The following is a 19,240-nucleotide window of genomic DNA, read 5'->3' as shown; positions in this document are numbered from 1 at the left end:
GTCCTGTTTCCGGGGGTCAGACTGTTGTGAGTCATTTACGTTATCTCTGGAGGGATTCCATGAGCACCCGGAACCGACCGGTTGTTACAGTTCTGACGGCACCCGGCGAAAGCGAACCGCCTGGCATGGAGGCGCTGAAGGCCAGGGCGGAAGTGCGTTTTGCCTGTGACGAACAGACCCTGCAGAAAACGCTGCCAGGCACCGATGTGATGATGGTGACGGACTTCCGCACCGAGGCCTTGGCGGCAGCCTGGGGCTGCGCGGACCGGCTGAAGTGGATTCACGCCACCAGCGCCGGGGTGGACGCCCTGATGTTTCCGGAGTTGATTGACAGCGAGGTGGTGGTCACCAACGCCCGGGGCATTTTCGACCGTACCATCGCCGAATACGTGCTGTGTACCATTCTGATGTTTGCCAAGGACTTTCCCCGCTCGCTGCGGTTACAGCTGGAGCATCGCTGGCAGCACCGGGATACCGAGCGCGCCGAAGGCAAACAGGTGCTGGTGGTGGGCGCCGGGTCGATCGGTCGCCAGATTGCCAGGCTGGTGCGTGCGGCCGGACTCAACCCCCACGGTGTTGCCCGCACACCCCGTTACGACGATCCGGACTTCATTGCAGTGCATGGTAATGAGCACCTGCACGAACAGCTGGCGCTGGCGGATTTTGTGGTGATCGCCACGCCACTGACGCCACAGACCGAGGGGTTGTTTGACCGCAAGGCCTTTGCCGCCATGCGGCCGTCGGCGCGGCTGATCAACATCGGGCGGGGGCCGGTGGTGCACACGGCGGATCTGCTGGCGGCGCTGGAGAACGGGGATATAGCCGGTGCTGCGCTGGATGTCTTCGAGGAGGAGCCATTGCCGGCGGACCATCCGTTGTGGGAGCGCGACGATGTGATCATGACGCCGCACATGTCCGGGGACTTCATTGGTTGGCACCGGGCGTTGACGGATCAGTTCCTGGAGAATTTCGACCGCTGGCACCGGGGGCAGGACGTCTTCAACCAGGTGGACAAAAAGCTCGGGTATGCCCGTTGATCCTGGCAGGAACGTTTCGCCCCCGGCCCCCGCTCAGGCTGTCGCCTTCAGGGCTTCCTCAAAGATGCCTACGGCCTCATCAATCTGCTGGCCATTGACAATCAGTGGCGGCAACCAGCGCACGATCTCGTGGTAAGGGCCGCAGCGCAGCATCAGCAGGCCGCGTTTTTCGCATTCTTTGAGAATGTTGCCGGCGCGGTCACCATCGGGGCAGTCGCCGCGGCGCATTTCAACGCCCAGCATCAACCCCATGCCGCGGACGTCGGCCATCTCCGGGTAATCCTTCTGCAGGCCTTGGAGGCTGTCCCGCAGGCGTTTCCCCATCTTGTCGGCATTCTCTACCAGGCCTTCTTCCCGGATCACGTCGATCGTCGCGATGGCCGCTGCGGCGGCAACGGCATTGCCACCGTAAGTGCCGCCCTGGGAGCCGGGCCAACCCCTGGCCATGGTTTCTTCTGACGCGGCCAGTGCTGAAATCGGAAAGCCGCTGGCAAGGCCCTTGGCGATCATGATGGCATCCGGTGTGACCCCAAAATGCTGGTGCGCCCAGAACTTGCCGCTGCGCCCGAAACCCGCCTGGACCTCGTCGAACACCAGCATGATGCCATGCTTGTCACAGCGCTCCCGCAGCCCCTGCATGAAGCGGGCGTTGGCGGGTACGTAGCCGCCTTCGCCCTGCACCGGCTCGATCATCATCGCTGCGGTTTCCTTTGGGGCGGAGTAGGTCACGAAGATCCGGTCCAGTTCCCGCAGGCAAAAATCGGTGGTTTCGTCCTCGCTCCAGCCGTAATGATGGGCATGGGGGAAGGGTGCCACCACCACGCCCCCCATCATCGGGCTGACCCCGGCACGCAGGGCGACACTGGACGTGGTCAGTGACAGCGACCCCATGGTTCGGCCATGGAAACCGCCATGGAATACGATGATGTTGGGACGACCGGTGGCCTGGCGAACCAGGCGGATGCCGGCCTCGGCCACTTCGGTGCCGGCATTCGAGAAAAAGAAGGCATTGAGCGGATCCGGTGTGAGCTCACCCAGCTTCTCCGCCAGCTCCGGCAACCGCGGATTCATCACCGTGGTGGCCTGGGCATGGATCATCGTGGCGACCTGCTTCTGGGCCGCGGCAACCACCTTGGGGTGGCAGTGGCCGGTACTGGTGACACCAATACCGGATGTGAAGTCGAGGTAGCGGCGACCGTCCGTTGCGTGGATATAGGCCCCTTCGCCTCGCTCTGCGGTGATACCGGTTGCCTGCTTGAGCAGTGGAGATAACTTGCCTTTGTGGTCGGTCACGATGCACCTCCCGAAGTGAATTTGATACCTTCCCTAGCCTAGTTGCTATAGCCACCTTTTTAAACGAAATGACCGGATTAATTTTGGATTCCGGTGCAATCCGCCCCGGGAATCAGCCATTGCCCAGGCGTCGGCACACGGATTCTCCCACCTCGCTGGTGTCCCGATGGTTGCCACCATGCTCGGCCAGGTCCGCGGCGACCGCGTCATACAGCTCCTTGCCAGCGTCGGCCAGTGCCGGATCATTCCTGCCCAGCCATTCAAGCATCCGGGCGGTGGTGAACAGCATGGCGGTGGGGTCGGCGACTCCCTGCCCGGCGATGTCGGGGGCGCTGCCGTGGGTGGGCTCGAACATGGAGGGCATGTGCGGATCGTCCGGGTTGAGGTTGCAGGAGGGCGCCACGCCCATGCCGCCGGACAGCACGGCAGCCAGGTCGGTCAGGATATCGCCCTGCAGGTTGCTGGCCACCACTACATCAAAGGCCCAGGGGCTCTGGACAAACTTCATGCAGGCTGCGTCGACCAGCTCATGGTGGGTGGCAACATCCGGGTAGTCGCGGGCAATGGCTTCGAAGGCCTCGGTGTACATGTCGCCCCAGTGGCGCAGGGCATTGCGCTTGGTGATCAGGCATACCTGGCTGGCCAGCTGCTTGCCATCCAGGGTAGGGAAGGTACGGGCACGGCCTTCCCGGTCACGCAACTCCGCCCGCTGGCGGGCCTGTTCGAAACCGTAGCGGATGATGCGGTCGGTGGCCCGGCGGGTGAAGATTTCCATCTGGGTCGCGACTTCATCAGGGGTGCCCTTGCGCAGGCGTCCGCCCTGGCTGACATACTCGCCCTCGCTGTTTTCGCGGATGACCAGCATGTCGATGTCTTTGGCGCGGGCATCGGCCAGGTACTGACGGGCGCCGGGCAGCAGGCGGGCAGGGCGTTCGCACACCCACTGGTCAAAGCCCTTGCGCATGTCGAGCAGCGGCGCCAGGGAGATGCTGTCGGGCAGCAGATAGCGGTCCGGGTCGTCCAGGGGGCCCGGGTCGCCAAGGGCGCCAAGCAATATCGCATCGTAATCCTTGAGCTGCTCCAGGGCATCTTCCGGCATGCACTGGCCGTGCTGTTCGTGCCACGCATGGGAGGGCCAAGGGAACCGGGTCCATTCCAGGGCCAGGTTATGTTTTGAGCGCAGGGCCTCCAGGCAGCGCACGGCTTCGCCAATAACTTCCGGACCGATGCCGTCGCCCGGCGTGATCGCGATGCGTGTCAGGTTGGCCATCAGGATACTCCTTTTGGTAATTGCGTCTTGGTCATTGCGCACGTATGGAACTGTGACGTTCAGTGTAGCCGTGTGGGCACCGGATGCCAGCCACTGACTGAATGCGATGACCTGTTGCCTCCGGGGCTGGTAAGCTGACCCCCGGGCATAACCGTCGGGTCCGGCACGATTGCCGCCCCCCCAACCTGCAAGGAGAATGCTGTTTGATCTACCGGGTAATAACACTGATTGGCGGTATCGTATTTGTTGCCGTGCTGTTTGGCCTGCTGTGGTGGTTCTGCAAGCAGTTCCTGGCCCGTCACGGCGTTACCGAACGCTTGACTGACCGGGCAACGATGCTGGCGACCTGGACCTTTGCGGGGATCAGCATCGGCCTGCTGTTTGCCGTCGTGGGCGCCTTCGTACTGGGTCCCTGGGCTTTTTACCGTACGTTGCGCGGGCACGATGTGCCGGTCTCGGATGCTGCAGCGATCTGGTGGGGGCTGGGGATAGTTGCTACGGCTCTGGCAATAACGGCGTCAGGATTCTTTGGCTTTCTCTATCTGGTCGGGGCGCTCTGAGGCCCCTCAGGCAATCCTCTTCAACTGCTCGCGGAACCAGGTCAGTGCCGGCTCCTTTTCATAGGCCTTGTGCCAGTAAAGGTGGACATCCAGCCCCGGCAGGTCGGCGGGGGGCGTCATGATGACAAAGCCATCACGTCCCGCGATGATCCGGGCGTAGGTCTCGGGCATGGTGAGCACCAAGTCGGTTTCTTCCACAACCCGGCAGGCGGCAAAGTAATGCTGGCAGCGCAGGCGGATGTTGCGCCGTACGCCCAGCCTGGACAATTCGAAATCTTCGATGCCGGGCCCCTCCGTACGGGATGACACCAGGACATGGCGGGCGTTCAGGTAGTCCTCCATGGTCAGCGTGTCCCTGGCGATCGGGTGACCCTTCCTGGCCAGCACCACCAGCCGGTCACGACGCAGCAGTTCGTGGGCCGTCTGGTTACTTACCGGTAGCAGCACATCCACGGCAAAATCCAGTTTGCCAGCGGCCAGCTGGGTTTCCATCTCCCGCCGGGCAATTCGCTGGCTTACCACTTCCAGTTCCGGGTATTCGGTCAGCCGTTTCATCAGCGCCGGCAGGAAGGTGGATTCGAGGATGTCCCGGAGCCCCAGGGAGTAGGTCTTGCGCTGGGTGGCGGGATCAAAGGCATGAAACTGGTTAACCGAGTTCTGGATCTGGGTCAGGCCCGGGCGCATGGATTCAAGGAAGCGGCGTGCCAGGGGCGTTGGCACCATCTGGTTGCCCTGCCGTGTGAACAGCGGGTCATTGAAATGATCCCGCAGCCGGGACAACGAGTGAGACACCGCGGGTTGGGTCAGGTGCAGGGCTTTTGCTGCACGGGTCAGGCTGCCTTCGCGGTAGATGGTGTCAAAAACGTGGAGCAGATTGAGGTCGAGTCGGTTCAGTGCCATACCGGATGTCCGCATACTGATAAGTCCTGTTTATGATAAACGATAAGAATAATTCAGTCGCGTAATAGTCGACGCCTTCTTAGACTGATCCAGATGACCGGAAACCGGGCTCACCACTCATCGTTCATCACTCATCTCTCACTACAGAGGACATGGCAATGGACTTCAATATCTCTCCGAAGGGCGAGGATTACCTGAACCGCGTCAGGCGTTTCATGAAGGAAGAGATCTTCCCGATTGAGGAGGCCTATCACCGCGAGCTGGCGTCCCGGGAAAACCGCTGGGTGGTGCTGCCGGTGATCCGCGAGCTCAAGGAGAAGGCCAGGGCGCAGGGGCTGTGGAACATGTTCTTCCCGGACGAGAAATACGGTTGTGGCCTGCTCAACTCGGACTATGCCCTGATTGCCGAGGAAACCGGGCGGAGCTTCATTGCCCCCGAGATCTTCAACTGCAATGCGCCGGATACCGGCAACATGGAAGTGCTGATTCACTATGGTTCCGACGAGCAGAAAGCCGAGTGGTTGCCCAGGCTCCTGAGCGGCGAGATTCGCTCTGCGTTCTGTATGACCGAGCCCGCGGTAGCCTCATCGGACGCCACCAATATGGAAGCTACGGCTATCGTGGAAGGGGATGAGGTGATCCTCAATGGCCGCAAGTGGTGGAGCACCGGCATAGGTCATCCGGACTGTAAGGTGGGCATCTTCATGGGCCTGACAGATCCTGATGCCCACAAGCACCGCCAGCATTCCATGGTGCTGGTGCCGCTGGACAGCCCGGGGGTGAAGATCGAGCGCATGTTGCCGGTGTTTGGTGCTTACGATGAGCCCTACGGTCACGGGGAGGTGCTGTTCGATAACGTGCGCCTGCCCAGGAGTGCCATCATCGCGGGCCCGGGCCGCGGCTTCGAAATTGCCCAGGGTCGTCTGGGACCGGGACGCGTCCACCATTGCATGCGGGCCATCGGTGCGGCGGAGCGCACGCTGGAATTGCTGATCAAGCGGGCTACCACCCGGGAAGCTTTCGGCCGGCCTATTGCCAAGCTGGGTGGTAACCCGGACATCATTGCCAATGCCCGTATGTCCATCGAGCAGGCGCGTCTGTTGACCCTGAAATGCGCCTGGGCGCTGGATACCAGGGGCATTATGGGGGCGCTGCAGGAAGTGTCGATGATCAAGGCGGTGGTGCCGCAGATGTTGCAGACCATTGTCGATCAGGCCATTCAGATTCATGGGGGCGCCGGGGTGAGTGATGATGACTTCCCGCTGACCCAGTTGTTTGCCTATGCTCGGGTATTGCGGTTGGCGGATGGGCCGGATGAGGTTCACCGGGCTATGGTGGCTCGGCTTGAGCTTTGGAAGTACAAGTCCTGATCCGTGAGCCTTTGATTCAGGTGCCAGGGAGCAGGTGGGATAAGCTTTCTGAAACCCGCTCCTTCGGCCATCCATGGGCGCTTGGGCTCCGCCATCCCTGGCTCCGCACAGTTTTGGAAGGCCAACCCGGCAGCAGCTCATGCTCCGTGCTAACTAAAAAGAACACGAACCCTGAAACCACTAGAGAGAAACAACCATGACACAGCGAGTATTCATCACAGGGGGAGCCTCGGGCCTTGGGCGCGCCGTTGCGCTGCGCTACGCCAAAGAAGGCGCCAAAGTCTGTATCGGGGACATCAACCCGGAGCAGGGGGTTGCCGTCGAGCAGGAGATTACTAACGCTGGTGGCGAAGGCTATTTTGTTGAGTGCGATGTACGCCGGTTGACGGATTTCGAGAAAGTCCGGGATGAGCTGGTCAGGAAATGGGGTGGTGTGGACGTGGTGGTGAACAATGCCGGCGTGGCCTCCGCCGGTTCCATCGAAGATACCACCATGGCGGACTGGGAGTGGATCCTGGATATCAACGTACTGGGCGTGGTGCGTGGCTGCAAGGCGTTTACGCCGCAGTTCAAGGCGCAGGGCGCTGGTGCCTTTGTGAACGTGGCCTCCATGGCCGGGCTGATGCTGGCGCCGTTGATGGACAGCTACAACGTTACCAAGGCCGGCGTTATTGCCCTGTCCGAGACCCTGAGCCAGGAGCTGAGGGATTCCGGAATCCATGTCAGTTGTGTGTGCCCGGCGTTCTTCCAGACCAACCTCACCAACAGCATGCGTTCGGACATTCCCGGTATCCAGCAAAACGTGAACAAGCTGATGAAGCGTTCCAGCATTACCGCGGAGGATGTGGCCGAGGACATCTTCCGCTCGGTGAAGGACAAGAACTTCTGGGTATTGCCTCACGCCAGGGAGCGCCGCATGTGGATACTCAAGCGCCACGCGCCCTGGGCCTTCGACTGGCTGATGCACCAGGAGAGCAAGCGCTGGATGAACAAGATGGGTGCCAGGGCCAACGCCTGAGTGGCCGGAACAGACCACAGGAGAAAGTGAATGACACAGATCGATCAGGCGGTGGATATCCGTGAGGGAGAGGAGCTGGATATCGGCGCCGTCGACCGGTTCATGAAGCAGGCGATTCCCGGGCTGGAGGGGCAGCCCTCAATCAGACAATACCCCGGTGGCGCCTCCAACCTGACTTATCAGGTGGATTACGGTGACCAGTCCTACGTGCTGCGCCGGCCGCCGTTTGGCAAGATCGCCAGGTCCGCCCATGACATGCTCCGGGAAGCACGGGTGATGCAGGCGCTCAAGCCGGTGTACCCGTACGTGCCGAATATCGTCGCCATCTGCGACGATCATGACGTTCTCGGTTGTGATTTCTACGTGATGGAACGCCTGAAGGGCATCATCCTGCGGCAGGATTTCCCCAAGGACTTCGAACTGAGCGAGGGCGACACCCGCAAGTTGTGCCTCAGTGTGATCGATAAACTGGTGGACCTGCACCGGGTGGACGCCGGGGCCGCGGGGCTGGACAAGCTGGGCAAGGGTGCGGGTTACGTGCAGCGCCAGATTGGCGGCTGGAGTGACCGCTTCCGCAAGGCCCGTACCGGGGATGTCGGGGATTTCGAGGCGGTGATGAGCTGGCTTGATGACAAGATGCCCGAAGATATCGCCCAGGTGGTCATCCACAATGACTACCGCTTCGACAACGTGGTGCTCAACCCGGACAACCCCTTCGAAGTCATCGGTGTGCTGGACTGGGAGATGGCCACTATCGGTGACCCGCTGATGGACCTGGGCAACAGTCTGGCCTACTGGATTCAGGCCGACGATGAAGGTCCGTTCCAGATCCTGCGGCGGCAACCTACCCACCGGCCCGGTATGCTGACGCGCCGGGAAGTTGTGGACTACTACATGGAGAAGTCCGGTTTCAGGGCCAATAACTTCGATTTTTATGAGATTTACGGATTGTTCCGTCTGGCAGTGATCATCCAGCAGATCTATTACCGTTACTACCACGGCCAGACCAAAGACAAGCGTTTTGCCGCCTTCGGTCATGCTGCCAACTACCTTGAAAAAAGGTGTCAACGACTCATCAACGAGAGCCGTCTGTAATGGCCACTATCTATCTTATCCGGCACGGTCAGGCCAGCTTTGGCAAAGACAACTACGACCAGCTGTCTCCCCGCGGCTGGGAGCAGGGCCAGGTGCTGGGCCGCTGGCTGGCGGGCAAGGTGACACCTGACGCTGTGTTTGGCGGGAATATGGAACGCCACCGGGAAACCGTCGAAGCCATTGCCTCCGGCTTTGGCCAGGCCCTGCCGGATATGCAGGCGATTGAGGGGTTGAACGAATTCGATCACATGCAGGTGGTTGAGCGGCTGAAGCCGGAATGGGCGGACCGCCAGGTGATGGCCCGTGACATGGCGGCATTCCCGAAGCCGGCGCGCCTTTTCCAACAGGTGTTCGAGAAAGCCATGGCACGTTGGATCGGGGGCCATCACGACAATGAGTATGGCGAATCCTGGCCTGAGTTCCAGAACCGGGTGATCGGCGCATTCGACGGGCTGATCGAATATGCCGACGGCGGTGATGTGCTGGTGTCCACTTCCGGTGGTCCGATCGCGGTGATCGCCCAGCACTTGCTGCAGCTTAACGACCACAAGGCGCTGGAGATGAACAATGTCATCGCCAATACCAGTGTTTCCCGCGTGCTCTATTCCGGCCCACGCCGAAGTCTGGCGGTCTTCAACAATTACAGCCACCTGGAAGCGGAGAATCCCGCCCTGGTGACCTTCCGTTAACCTGAGGTAACTGCATGAGCAAGAAAGATCTTTTTGACCTGACCGGTAAAGTGGCCCTGGTCACCGGTGCCAGCCGGGGTATCGGCGAAAGCATTGCCCGGATCCTCGCCGAATACGGCGCCCACGTAATTTGCAGCAGTCGCAAGCTGGATGGCTGCGAGGCGGTCGCAGAAAGTATCCGGGATGCTGGCGGCAGTGCCGAGGCCTATGCCTGTCACATCGGTGAGATGGAGCAGATAGAAGCGGTGTGGACGCACATCGAAAAGGCCCATGGCCGGCTCGATATCCTGGTGAACAACGCCGCGGCCAATCCGTATTTCGGCCCGGTCGAGGAAACCGACCTCGGTGCCTTCCAGAAGACCGTCGACGTGAATATCCGCGGTTATTTCTTTATGTGCGCCCGCGGTGCCCAGCTGATGAAGAAAAATGGCGGCGGTGCGATCGTTAACGTGGCCTCCGTTAACGGAGTGAATCCCGGCCACTTCCAGGGTATCTACTCGGTGACCAAGGCGGCGGTGATCTCCATGACCAAGTCCTTTGCCATGGAACTGGGCCAGCAGAAGATTCGGGTCAATGCCCTGTTGCCGGGGCTGACGGATACCCGATTCGCCAGTGCCCTGACCACCAATGAAGCCATCAAGAAGCAGGCCATGGCCCACATCCCGATGAAGCGGGTGGCGGATCCGGATGAGATGGCGGGGACGGTACTGTACCTGGTGTCGGATGCGTCAAGCTATACCACGGGCGCCTGCGTGAATGCGGATGGCGGATACCTGACCATCTGATTGGCGTCTTTTCGCGCCAGGCCGCTGCCCGGTTCCGGGTAGCCGGCCTCCCGGTTTGTCCCGCGGACGTTTTCCGGCTATCGGTTTGATAGCGTTTTGACGTATGACAATCCCGAAGTGACTGTGCTAGATTCCTCTGCCTCCGATTTTAATAGGAAGCTAGAGTTATGAACCTGACGCCGGCCCGTCTCCGCCAGCTGGTTTTTTCCTGTTATATGTCAGGGCTGATGTCGCTACTGATGTCCGGCGTGATCACCCTGGCCAATACGGGGCTGGACGCCACCTTTCTGGACCGTTGGATGCCTGCTTTCCTGGTTGCCTGGGGGGTTGCGTTTCCGCTGGTAATCTTCATCGCGCCACTGGCGGGCAAACTGACCGACAAAACAGTGCGTGGGCTGGTCAGAGATAAATCACTCTGAGTTGATCCGCTGGTTGGGGTACGACGTATTCCTGACCAGATGACGGCGCATTCCGTTCATCTCTGCAAATTTGTTCACCTTGCAGATCCCGTAGTTTCAGGCGTTGCTTCTTGGCCCCGGAGAATCCCGGGGCCTTTTTTGTGAAACGGATCCTGGTGACTGCTGCTATCCGTCGTGCTGTTGGAGGAGGGGAGCTAGCGCATGCCCCCCAGACCTAGCGCATGCCCCCTAGACACAGGTACTTGAGTTCCATGAACTCGTCCAGGCCGTAACGGGAACCTTCCCGGCCCAGGCCGCTTTCCTTGACCCCGCCAAAGGGCGCCGCCTCGGTGGAAATAATGCCCTCGTTGATACCGATCATGCCGGTTTCCAGTGCCTCGGCCACGTGCCAGATGCGACGGATGTCGTTGCTGTAGAAGTACGCCGCCAGGCCGAATTCCGAATCATTGGCCATGGCAATCGCCTGCTCCTCGGTGTCGAACCGGAACAGCGGTGCCACCGGGCCAAAAGTTTCCTCACTGGCCACCAGCATGTCCTGGGTGACGTCGGTAAGGATGGTCGGCTCAAAGAAGGTACCGCCCAGCGCATGCACCTTGCCACCCAGAGCCACCTTTGCGCCCTTGGTGGTGGCATCCTCGATGTGGCGCTGGACCTTGTCCAGGGCCGCGGCATTGATCAGCGGGCCCTGCTGGGTGTCACCTTCAAGGCCGGCACCCACCACCATCTTGCTGACGGCAGCCTTGAGCTTTTCAACAAATTCGTCATAGACAGCGGACTGGACATAGATGCGATTGGCGCACACGCACGTCTGCCCGGTGTTGCGGTACTTGGAGGCCATCAGTCCGGCCACCGCGGCATCGAGATCGGCGTCGTCAAAGATGATGAACGGGGCATTGCCGCCGAGTTCCAGGCTCACTTTCTTGACGGTGCCGCTGGCCTGGCGCATCAGCAGCTTGCCCACCGGCGTGGAGCCGGTGAACGACACCTTGCGGACGACCGGGTTGGTGGTCAATTCCTCGCCTACCTCCGGCGCCCGAGCTTTCGAGCAGGTCACGATGTTGAGAATCCCGGGCGGCACGCCGGCTTCTTCCGCCAGCACTGCCAGAGCCAGGGCGCACAGCGGGGTATCTTCGGCCGGCTTGACCACCACCGGACAGCCGGCGGCCAGGGCTGGGGCCACCTTGCGGGTGATCATAGCCACCGGGAAGTTCCAGGGTGTGATCGCCGCCACCACCCCGATGGGCTGTTTGATCACCACGATGCGCTTGTCCCGGCCATGGCCCGGGATCACGTCGCCATAGGCCCGCTTGGCCTCCTCGGCGAACCACTCGATAAAGCTGGCGCCGTAATTCACCTCGCCCCGGGCTTCTGCCAGCGGCTTGCCCTGTTCTGCGGTCATCAGCCGGGCCAGGTCTTCCTGGTTCTGCATCACCAGGTCAAACCACCGGCGCAGGATACCCGCCCGCTCCTTGGCCGGACGGGCACGCCATTCCGGCCAGGCCGCCTCGGCGGCCTGGATGGCCTGCCGGGTATCGTCGGCGCCCATGTCCGGCACGTTAGCCAGATGTTCGCCATTGGCCGGGTTGGTCACCGGCAACAGATCACCGGAACGGGCCTTGACCCATTCGCCATTGATATAGGCGCTTTCGCGCAGCAGTTGCGGATTCGTCAAGCTGATAGTCATCACAGTCCTCACAGAAGAGAGTCAATGCCCTCAGAGCAGATAGCTTTCAATCACATCCCTGACAAAGGCAGCATAGTCGTCAACGGCCACATTCTGGTCGCGGTATTTCCGGCGCTTCAGGTACCAGTCCTGCAACAGGGCCTTGATCATCGAGGCCACCAGCCGGGCATTCCTCGGCCGGTACACGCCTGCTTCGATACCGTCCTCGATAACACCCAGGAAGATGTCCTCGATTTCCAGTTCGATGGCCACCGCATCGCGCTTTTCCGGCGCCGGCAGGCTCTTTGCCTCCATGTAGGAGAAATAGAACCAGGCCCGCATCAGTTCGCTCAGGTACAGGTGCGCCTTGATCGCCGAGAACAGCTTGTCGCGAACCTCATCCACCTCGCCAGTGTAGTGCAAGAGGGTACGGCGGGTGATGGTGAAGCCGTGGCTCTGGATCAGGTGGATCAGGTCGTCCTTGTTGCGAATGTAGGCATAAAGGCCGCCCATGCTCATGCCCGAGTCCGAGCACAGGTCCCTCAGGGTCATGGCGTGGAAGCCCTTGGAGTTAGCCAGCCGCAGGGTCGATTCGATGATCCGGATCAGGTTCCTGATCGCCGTTGCTTCTTTCTTGATACTGATCCTGTCCTTGTTCTGGCGGTAAACCTCGCGGACCACATCCTCCTTGGACATGCTCAACTCGTTGCGAAATGCTTCGTAGTTTTCAATCATTGGTACCACGCCTGTCTGCTCCTGCGGCGGGGATTATATACGCCCGATCACGCCACCGACAGGAACCGGTCCTGGGTTGCCTGGTCGACGCGCAACTCGTTACTGGGCGCCTCGTGCACCACCTGGCCCTTCTCAAGAATGTACGCCCTGCGGGCATGTTTGAGGGCGAACCGCACGCTCTGGTCGGTGAACAGGATGGTGGTGGTCTTGCTCAGATCGTCGATCAGCTCGCCGATTTGCTGCACGATCACCGGCGCCAGTCCCTCGTTCGGTTCGTCCAGCAGCAACAGCCGCGGCTGGATCATCAGTGACCGGGCCACCGCCAGCATTTGCTGCTGGCCTCCGGAGAGGGTAGCACCGTCCTGGTCCGCCCGTTCACCCAGCATCTCGTACTTTTTGAGAATGCCGTCCACGGTCCAGCGGGCAGCACTGCCTTTGCGCTGGTAGGACGCGACCTCCAGGTTGTCCCGCACCGTCAGGCCGGGGAAGATCCGCCGGTCCTCCGGCACGTAACCGATCCCCGCCCGGGCAATCTGATGGGCCGGCAGACCGTGGATCGGCTTGCCATCAAAGATCACCTCGCCGGAGCGCGGCGGTGTCAGGCCCATGATGCTTTTCAGGGTGGTGCTCTTGCCGGCACCGTTGCGTCCCAGGATGCACACGGTCTCGCCCTCGTCCAGGTGCAGGGTGACACCCTGAAGCGCCTGGCTCTCGCCGTAGAAGGTCTGGATATTGCGAACATCAAGAATCATGCGTTGGCCTCCTCGACCACTTCCTCGTCTTCCTCGCCCAGGTAGGCGACACGAACCTCCGGATGGTTCTTCACTTCCTCCGGAGTGCCGGCAAACAGTTTTTCACCGCGATGCATGACCAGGATGCGGTCGGCAAGATTGAACACCACATCCATATCATGCTCGGTGATCAGGAAGGTGTAATCGCCACTGTCTGCCAGGCTCTTCACCAGCCTGGTGGTGCGCCGGGTTTCGTCCGGGGTCATGCCGGCGGTGGGCTCGTCCAGCAGTACCAGCTTGGGTCGGGTTGCCAGCACCATGGCAATTTCCAGCAAGCGCTTGTCACCGTAGCTGATGACCTCGGCACGCTGGTCCTTGAGGCTGTCGATGCCGAGCCGTTTCAGATACTCCACCGCCTCCTGCTGGATCCCGGTATTGCGGGAGGCAATGTTGAACAGTTTCCGGCTGTGACCATGGTAGGCGGACAGCACCACCTCCACGTTCTCCTGCACCGTCATCTCCGGGAAGATGTTGTTGATCTGGAACGAGCGGGACACCCCCAGACGGCTGATCTTGTGGGGCGGCAGCCCGGTGATGTCCTGCCCGTCCAGGGTGATCTTGCCTTCGGTCGGCTGCATCCGCCCGGACACCATGTTGTAGAAGGTGGTCTTGCCGGCACCATTGGGCCCGATGATGGCAATGGTTTCCTTCGGCATTACCTCCAGATTGATACCGTTGACGGCGGTAACGCCACCAAAGCGCTTGGTGAGGTTGTCTATGGTCAGGATCGGCTTGCTCATTTCTTCACCTCCAGCCACCAGTCAAGGGCGGTTCCGAGCAACCCCTTGCGGAAGAAAATCACCATCATCGCCAGGATGATGCCCAGAACCAGCATCCAGGACTCGGTGAAGCTGGTGATCCAGGTTTCCAGCAGTACGAACACCGCCGAGCCGACAAACGGCCCCAGGAAGTAGCCGGTGCCACCGAGAATCGCCATCAGAACCGGTTCGGCGGACATGGACCAGTGCAGCAGTTCCGGACTGGCCACCCGCAGGAACGGGGCAATCAGGCCGCCGGCAAGACCGGCGAAGGTACCGGCAATGACAAACGCCACCAGGCGGTAGGTACGCACGTTCAGCCCGGCGAAGGACACCCGCTCCGGGTTCTGGCGGATCGCCCTTAGGATCATGCCGAAGGAGCTGCGGCAGATCAGGTACAGCACCACCGCGGCAATGGCGACAATGGCCAGCACCACATGGTAGTAGACTGCCGGGTTACCCAGGGTCAGGTCCAGGCCGAGCCCGAAGGAGCCCAGGGTGAAGCCGGCCAGGCCGTCACTGCCGTTGGTCACCGAGCGCCACTGGTAGGCGATGGCGAACACCATCATGCCGAACGCCAGGGTGAGCATGGCGAAATAGACCTCGTTCAGGCGGACGCTGAGGAAGCCGATTACCAGGGCCAGCAGCGCCGAAGCGCCCATGGACACCAGCAGGCAGGCCAGGAAAGGCCATTCCAGGTGGATCAGCACCAGCGCCGTGGCGTAGGAACCGATACCGAAGAAGGCCGCATGGCCGAAACTGAGCATGCCGGTGTAGCCGAAGATCAGGTTGAAACTGGCTGCGAACAGGCCAAGGATCAGGATCTCGGTGAGGATAAAGATATAGAAGTAAGAGGCAATCCAGGGCACCGCAATCAGCCCGGCGATCACCACGGCCATCAGGCCCATCAGAATCTTGGTCTTCATGCCGTCGCCCCCTTGCCGAGGATGCCATTGGGTTTGAACAACAGAACCAGCGCCATGCCAAGGAACGGCAGCAGCAGGTTCACTTCCGGCAGGTAGCGACCGCCAAAGCCGTGAATCAGGCCGAGGACGATGGCGCCGAGCAGTGCGCCCGGGAAGCTGCCCAGGCCGCCAATAACCACCACAATGAAGGACTCGATGATAATCTTGTCACCCATGCCCGGGTCCAGGGCCCGCATCGGCGCAGCCACCACACCGCCAACGGCGGCCAGCCAGGCGCCAAAGGCAAACACACCGGTGACCACCATGCGGGTGTTGATGCAAAGGGCTTCGGCCATGTCCCGGTCCAGCGCGGCAGCGCGCATGATGCGACCGACGCGGGTGCGATTGAACAGGTACCAGAGCCCCGCCAGCAACAGCAGGCCGATAACAATCACGAACAGACTGTAGGTGGATACAGAACTGCCCAACAACTGCACCGAGCCGGACAGCAACTGTGGCGGCTGGACCACCTGGATACCGCTACCCCAGATGGTGCGGATACTCTCGTTGATGATCAGCAGGATGGCGAAGGTCAGCAGCAGGCTGTCCGCCACATCCCGGCTGTAGATGAATCGCAACAGCACCCGATCAATGATGACGGCCAGGATGGCCACACCGATCGGTGCCAGTAAAAGGGCCGCCCAGAAGGGCATTCCCACAAGGTTGATCAGGGTGAACGCCAGGTAGGCTCCCAGCATGTAGAGAGCCCCGTGGGCAAAGTTGATGATGTTCAGAACACCGAACACGATATTCAGACCCACTGCGATGATGAATAGCAGCAGGCCGATATCGAGACTGTTCAGCAACGCCGCTCCGATGCCAGACATGGATTACCTCATTAGGTTAGGGCCGGTTACGTGGCGCCCCGGAGGGCGCCACGGCAAGCTGTTGAAAAGGTTCAGATCAGAGCTTGCAACCGGTCTCTTCGATGGTGCGGGCAACTTCTTCACCGTCAAAGATCTGCAGGTTGGTCAGGGTCCGGATGCCGTGCTCGGGGTGCATCGGTCCGGAAACACCCCAGTTCGGGCTGACCATGGCCTGGTTGTCGCCTTTGCGGAAAGTCACCGTGCCGTTCGGGGCTTCCATGCTCATGCCGCTGAGGGCCTTGGCCACAGCCGGGCCGTCGGTGGTTCCGGCCGCTTCCATCGCCTGCTTGTAGGCGTAGATGGCAGCGTAGGCACCCTCGGCGTTATAGCTCGGCGGATTGCCGTAGGCATCGATGTAGGCCTTCACGAAACGGTCGTTGATGTCGTTGTTATAGGCCTCGTACCAGTAACGGGTGGACAGGTGCACACCTTCGGGCATTTCCTCACCCAGGGCGGACAGCACTTCGGTGGCTGCACCAACGGTGAACATCAGCTCCATGTCCTTCTCGAAGAAGCCACGGGTATTGGCCTGACGGATGAAGTTGACCAGGTCACCACCCCAGACGGAGATCAGCACACCGTCGGCACCGGAGTTCATCACCCGGTCAATGAACGGGGTGAAGTCCTCGGCACCGAAGCGCGGGAAGTTGGTCTCCGACATCAGGTTAACGTCCGGTTTGATGTCCTTGAGGTAGTTACCGAAGAACTCCCAGGACTGGTGACCGAAAGCGTAGTCCGGTCCGATGGTGGTCCAGTTGGTGGCATCGGTTTCCGCCGCCACCTTCGCCGCAGCCTTCATGTTCTGGGCCACGTTGACGCTGATGCGGTAGGTAAACGGGTTACACAACTTGCCGGTGACGTCCGGCGTAGCCGCGTGGGTGATGATCAGCGGCTTCTGCAGCTCCGGCATGGTCGGCACCATACCCTGGGCCACACCCGAGCTGTCCAGGCCCACCAGGGCATCCGCCCCTTCCGAGTAGACCAGCTTGCGGGCGGCCTGGATGGCTACTGAGGCCTTGCCCTGGCTGTCCTCGTAGATCATTTCCACCTGGCGACCGAGGATGCCGCCGGAGGCGTTGATTTCCTTTACCGCCAGATCAATACCCTTCTGGGCAAACTCACCGTAGGTGGCAGCACTGCCGGAGAGGATGTAGAGGCCGCCGATGCGGATCGGATCCTCGGCATAACTGGTCCCGGCGGTACCGAGAGTGGTGGCTGCGGTCATCGCAACCAGCAGTTTCTTAATGCTTGGTTTTTTCACGGTATTGCTCCTGTGTTCTTGTCTTTGTTGTCACTGGAACTTTCAGGCCCATTGAGTCGGGCCGGTTTTCGTGGCTCTGAATGCGTTGTTCGCGCTATCGCAACCTCCTGCTGACCATGGTCAGCCCGATCATCGGGACAGGGAGTCCCGGAGAATGTTCTTGCGGATCTTGCCGGTGGCGGTCTTGGGCAGCTCGCCCAGTACCACCTTACGCGGCGCCTTGAAATGCGCCATGTTGTCCCGGCAAAAGGCAATGATGTCCTCGGCGGTCAGCTCGTCACTGTCGTCCACCGGATTGACGAAGGCACAGGGCACCTCGCCCCACTTCTCGTCCGGCATGGCAACTACCGCCGCTTCGGAGACTTTCGGGTGGCGGTAGAGCACTTCCTCGACCTCCAGGCTGGAAATGTTCTCGCCGCCGGAAATGATCACGTCCTTCGCCCGGTCCCGGATTTCGACGTAGCGGTCAGCATGCATGACTGCCAGATCGCCGGTATGAAACCAGCCATCCCTGAACGCCTGGTTGGTGGCTTCCGGGTTCTTCAGATAGCCCTTCATCACGGTGTTGCCGCGGATGCAGATCTCGCCCATGGTCCGGCCGTCGGCCGGTACCGGCTCGCCGCTGACCATGTCGAGAATGTCCACGTCGTCCAGGCCATGGGTGGGCACGCCCTGGCGGGACATCTTTACCGCCCTCTCTTCCAGGGGCAGCGCCTGCCATTCCGGCTGGGGCACGCACAGGGTGGACGGGCCGAAGGTTTCGGTCAGGCCGTACAGATGGGTGATCTCGAAGCCGATTTCTTCCGCCTTGCGGATCACGCTGCTGGGGGGCGCGGCGCCACCAAGGGCAAAACGGGCGCCCCGGGAAAGCCGCAGCTGCTCACGGCCGAGGTCCTGCACCAGCATGTTCATCACCACCGGGGCGCCACACATGTGGGTCACGCGGTTTTCCTCGATCCGGCGATAGATCTCCCGCGGATCGACTTCCCGCAGGCAGACATGGGTGCCGCCGACGGCGGCGATCGCCCAGGTGTAGGCCCAGCCGTTGCAATGGAACATGGGCAGGGTCCACAGGTAGACGGTGTCGGCGGTCATGTCGAAGGCCATGGCGTTCGACATGGCGGCCAGGTAGGCCCCCCGGTGATGGTAGACCACGCCCTTGGGATTGCCGGTGGTGCCGGAGGTGTAATTCAGGGTGATGGCATCCCACTCGTCCTCCGGCTGCGACCACGACGCTTCCGGGTCGCCCTCCGCGAGCAGGGACTCATAATCCAGTTCCGCCAGGCCGTCGCTGGGGCCGGCCTTGCGCTCGATGGCCACCAGCAGTGGCGGTACCTCAAGCTCGGCAACTGCCGCCCGGACCTGGTTTTCCCACTGGGTGTCGTAGAACAGCACCCGCGCCTCACCATGGGCCAGGATGAAGGAGAGGGTGGCGGCGTCCAGCCGGATGTTGATGGCGTTGAGCACCGCCCCCGCCATGGGAACCGAGTAGTGGGACTCGAGCATTTCATGGCTGTTGGGGCACAGGATCGCTACCGTGTCGCCGGTGGTAATGCCCCGGGCGCGCAGGGCATCCGCCATCTGCCGGCAACGGCGATACAGGTCCCGGTAGGACAGGCTCATGTCATCGTCGATGACCGCCTGCTTGTCCGGGTAGACCCGCGCCGAGCGCTGCAGCAGAGTCAGCGGGGTCAGGGCGGAATGGTTGGCGGCGGTCTTGTTCAGGTTCTTGTATTTGTTCATATCGCACCGTGTTGGACTGTCC

19 protein-coding genes are annotated in these 19,240 nt (G+C 61.2%); 8 read left to right on the top strand and 11 right to left on the bottom strand.

The window, feature by feature from the left end; genetic code table 11:
• The first annotated feature begins 59 nt into the window (after positions 1 to 59).
• Positions 60 to 1,037 carry a D-2-hydroxyacid dehydrogenase gene (locus CLH61_RS10910; protein WP_099614770.1) on the top strand — a complete coding sequence of 326 codons (978 nt, stop codon included), beginning with the start codon at positions 60 to 62 and terminating at the stop codon, positions 1,035 to 1,037.
• A gap of 33 nt (positions 1,038 to 1,070) precedes the next feature.
• Here the strand turns inward: CLH61_RS10910 and CLH61_RS10905 are convergent, their stop codons facing one another.
• Together CLH61_RS10905 and CLH61_RS10900 are read right to left on the bottom strand one after the other, a co-directional pair.
• Entirely contained in the window at positions 1,071 to 2,330 is a 1,260-nt protein-coding gene (locus tag CLH61_RS10905; protein ID WP_099614769.1) for an aspartate aminotransferase family protein, read from the bottom strand.
• Positions 2,331 to 2,442: 112 nt separating this feature from the next.
• Positions 2,443 to 3,600, bottom strand: a complete 1,158-nt coding sequence (locus CLH61_RS10900; RefSeq protein ID WP_099614768.1) for an isocitrate/isopropylmalate dehydrogenase family protein — start codon at positions 3,598 to 3,600, stop codon at positions 2,443 to 2,445.
• Positions 3,601 to 3,803: 203 nt separating this feature from the next.
• On the opposite strand from CLH61_RS10900, the gene CLH61_RS10895 reads away from it, so the two are divergent.
• On the top strand, positions 3,804 to 4,160 hold the full coding sequence (locus CLH61_RS10895; RefSeq protein ID WP_099614767.1) for a hypothetical protein: 357 nt from the start codon (positions 3,804 to 3,806) through the stop codon (positions 4,158 to 4,160).
• A 6-nt stretch (positions 4,161 to 4,166) separates the two neighbouring features.
• On the opposite strand, the gene CLH61_RS10890 is transcribed toward CLH61_RS10895, so the two are convergent.
• Positions 4,167 to 5,060, bottom strand: a complete 894-nt coding sequence (locus tag CLH61_RS10890; protein ID WP_099614974.1) for a LysR family transcriptional regulator — start codon at positions 5,058 to 5,060, stop codon at positions 4,167 to 4,169.
• Positions 5,061 to 5,218: 158 nt separating this feature from the next.
• Between CLH61_RS10890 and CLH61_RS10885 the strand changes: the two genes are divergently transcribed.
• The 6 genes from CLH61_RS10885 (at position 5,219) to CLH61_RS10860 (ending at position 10,436) form a co-directional block, all read left to right on the top strand.
• Positions 5,219 to 6,430 (top strand): acyl-CoA dehydrogenase family protein, encoded by a 1,212-nt coding sequence (locus tag CLH61_RS10885; protein WP_099614766.1) that lies wholly within the window; start codon positions 5,219 to 5,221, stop codon positions 6,428 to 6,430.
• 196 nt (positions 6,431 to 6,626) lie between these two features.
• On the top strand, positions 6,627 to 7,448 hold the full coding sequence (locus tag CLH61_RS10880; protein WP_099614765.1) for an SDR family oxidoreductase: 822 nt from the start codon (positions 6,627 to 6,629) through the stop codon (positions 7,446 to 7,448).
• Between the two features lie 30 nt (positions 7,449 to 7,478).
• Positions 7,479 to 8,543: a phosphotransferase family protein gene (locus CLH61_RS10875; RefSeq protein ID WP_099614764.1), complete on the top strand. Its 1,065-nt coding sequence runs from the start codon at positions 7,479 to 7,481 to the stop codon at positions 8,541 to 8,543.
• Positions 8,543 to 9,232 (top strand): histidine phosphatase family protein, encoded by a 690-nt coding sequence (locus tag CLH61_RS10870; protein ID WP_099614763.1) that lies wholly within the window; start codon positions 8,543 to 8,545, stop codon positions 9,230 to 9,232. Before CLH61_RS10875 ends, CLH61_RS10870 begins: the two co-directional genes overlap by 1 nt.
• Before the next feature lie 14 nt (positions 9,233 to 9,246).
• On the top strand, positions 9,247 to 10,017 hold the full coding sequence (locus CLH61_RS10865; RefSeq protein ID WP_099614762.1) for an SDR family oxidoreductase: 771 nt from the start codon (positions 9,247 to 9,249) through the stop codon (positions 10,015 to 10,017).
• A gap of 167 nt (positions 10,018 to 10,184) precedes the next feature.
• Complete coding sequence (locus CLH61_RS10860) at positions 10,185 to 10,436, top strand: DUF2798 domain-containing protein (protein ID WP_099614761.1); 252 nt, start codon at positions 10,185 to 10,187, stop codon at positions 10,434 to 10,436.
• Positions 10,437 to 10,650: 214 nt separating this feature from the next.
• Here CLH61_RS10860 and CLH61_RS10855 read toward each other — a convergent pair whose 3' ends face one another.
• The 8 genes from CLH61_RS10855 to CLH61_RS10820 form a co-directional block, all read right to left on the bottom strand.
• On the bottom strand, positions 10,651 to 12,114 hold the full coding sequence (locus CLH61_RS10855) for an NAD-dependent succinate-semialdehyde dehydrogenase (RefSeq protein WP_322868242.1): 1,464 nt from the start codon (positions 12,112 to 12,114) through the stop codon (positions 10,651 to 10,653).
• Positions 12,115 to 12,150: 36 nt separating this feature from the next.
• On the bottom strand, positions 12,151 to 12,834 hold the full coding sequence (locus tag CLH61_RS10850; protein WP_099614759.1) for a TetR/AcrR family transcriptional regulator: 684 nt from the start codon (positions 12,832 to 12,834) through the stop codon (positions 12,151 to 12,153).
• 47 nt (positions 12,835 to 12,881) lie between these two features.
• Entirely contained in the window at positions 12,882 to 13,586 is a 705-nt protein-coding gene (locus CLH61_RS10845; protein ID WP_099614758.1) for an ABC transporter ATP-binding protein, read from the bottom strand.
• Entirely contained in the window at positions 13,583 to 14,365 is a 783-nt protein-coding gene (locus CLH61_RS10840; protein WP_099614757.1) for an ABC transporter ATP-binding protein, read from the bottom strand. The genes CLH61_RS10845 and CLH61_RS10840 overlap by 4 nt, the downstream gene beginning before the upstream one ends.
• Positions 14,362 to 15,309, bottom strand: coding sequence for a branched-chain amino acid ABC transporter permease (locus CLH61_RS10835; RefSeq protein ID WP_099614756.1), 948 nt, complete (start codon positions 15,307 to 15,309; stop codon positions 14,362 to 14,364). The genes CLH61_RS10840 and CLH61_RS10835 overlap by 4 nt, the downstream gene beginning before the upstream one ends.
• Positions 15,306 to 16,175 (bottom strand): branched-chain amino acid ABC transporter permease, encoded by an 870-nt coding sequence (locus CLH61_RS10830; RefSeq protein WP_099614755.1) that lies wholly within the window; start codon positions 16,173 to 16,175, stop codon positions 15,306 to 15,308. The genes CLH61_RS10835 and CLH61_RS10830 overlap by 4 nt, the downstream gene beginning before the upstream one ends.
• Positions 16,176 to 16,251: 76 nt before the next feature.
• Positions 16,252 to 17,475 carry an ABC transporter substrate-binding protein gene (locus CLH61_RS10825; protein WP_099614754.1) on the bottom strand — a complete coding sequence of 408 codons (1,224 nt, stop codon included), beginning with the start codon at positions 17,473 to 17,475 and terminating at the stop codon, positions 16,252 to 16,254.
• Between the two features lie 129 nt (positions 17,476 to 17,604).
• Positions 17,605 to 19,218, bottom strand: a complete 1,614-nt coding sequence (locus CLH61_RS10820; protein ID WP_099614753.1) for a long-chain-fatty-acid--CoA ligase — start codon at positions 19,216 to 19,218, stop codon at positions 17,605 to 17,607.
• Positions 19,219 to 19,240 lie beyond the last annotated feature (22 nt).

This window comes from Marinobacter profundi, assembly GCF_002744715.1.
Taxonomy (GTDB): Bacteria; Pseudomonadota; Gammaproteobacteria; order Pseudomonadales; family Oleiphilaceae; genus Marinobacter; species Marinobacter profundi.
Note: the sequence above shows the minus strand (reverse complement) of the source record. Positions and strands in the feature narration are given on the sequence as shown.

Coding starts and splice junctions, on each gene's coding strand:
- CLH61_RS10910 (WP_099614770.1), top strand. CDS start 60: ATGAGCACCCGGAACCGACCGGTTGTTACAGTTCTGACGGCACCCGGC.
- CLH61_RS10900 (WP_099614768.1), bottom strand. CDS start 3,600: ATGGCCAACCTGACACGCATCGCGATCACGCCGGGCGACGGCATCGGT.
- CLH61_RS10890 (WP_099614974.1), bottom strand. CDS start 5,060: ATGGCACTGAACCGACTCGACCTCAATCTGCTCCACGTTTTTGACACC.
- CLH61_RS10885 (WP_099614766.1), top strand. CDS start 5,219: ATGGACTTCAATATCTCTCCGAAGGGCGAGGATTACCTGAACCGCGTC.
- CLH61_RS10880 (WP_099614765.1), top strand. CDS start 6,627: ATGACACAGCGAGTATTCATCACAGGGGGAGCCTCGGGCCTTGGGCGC.
- CLH61_RS10875 (WP_099614764.1), top strand. CDS start 7,479: ATGACACAGATCGATCAGGCGGTGGATATCCGTGAGGGAGAGGAGCTG.
- CLH61_RS10870 (WP_099614763.1), top strand. CDS start 8,543: ATGGCCACTATCTATCTTATCCGGCACGGTCAGGCCAGCTTTGGCAAA.
- CLH61_RS10865 (WP_099614762.1), top strand. CDS start 9,247: ATGAGCAAGAAAGATCTTTTTGACCTGACCGGTAAAGTGGCCCTGGTC.
- CLH61_RS10860 (WP_099614761.1), top strand. CDS start 10,185: ATGAACCTGACGCCGGCCCGTCTCCGCCAGCTGGTTTTTTCCTGTTAT.
- CLH61_RS10850 (WP_099614759.1), bottom strand. CDS start 12,834: ATGATTGAAAACTACGAAGCATTTCGCAACGAGTTGAGCATGTCCAAG.
- CLH61_RS10845 (WP_099614758.1), bottom strand. CDS start 13,586: ATGATTCTTGATGTTCGCAATATCCAGACCTTCTACGGCGAGAGCCAG.
- CLH61_RS10840 (WP_099614757.1), bottom strand. CDS start 14,365: ATGAGCAAGCCGATCCTGACCATAGACAACCTCACCAAGCGCTTTGGT.
- CLH61_RS10835 (WP_099614756.1), bottom strand. CDS start 15,309: ATGAAGACCAAGATTCTGATGGGCCTGATGGCCGTGGTGATCGCCGGG.
- CLH61_RS10830 (WP_099614755.1), bottom strand. CDS start 16,175: ATGTCTGGCATCGGAGCGGCGTTGCTGAACAGTCTCGATATCGGCCTG.
- CLH61_RS10820 (WP_099614753.1), bottom strand. CDS start 19,218: ATGAACAAATACAAGAACCTGAACAAGACCGCCGCCAACCATTCCGCC.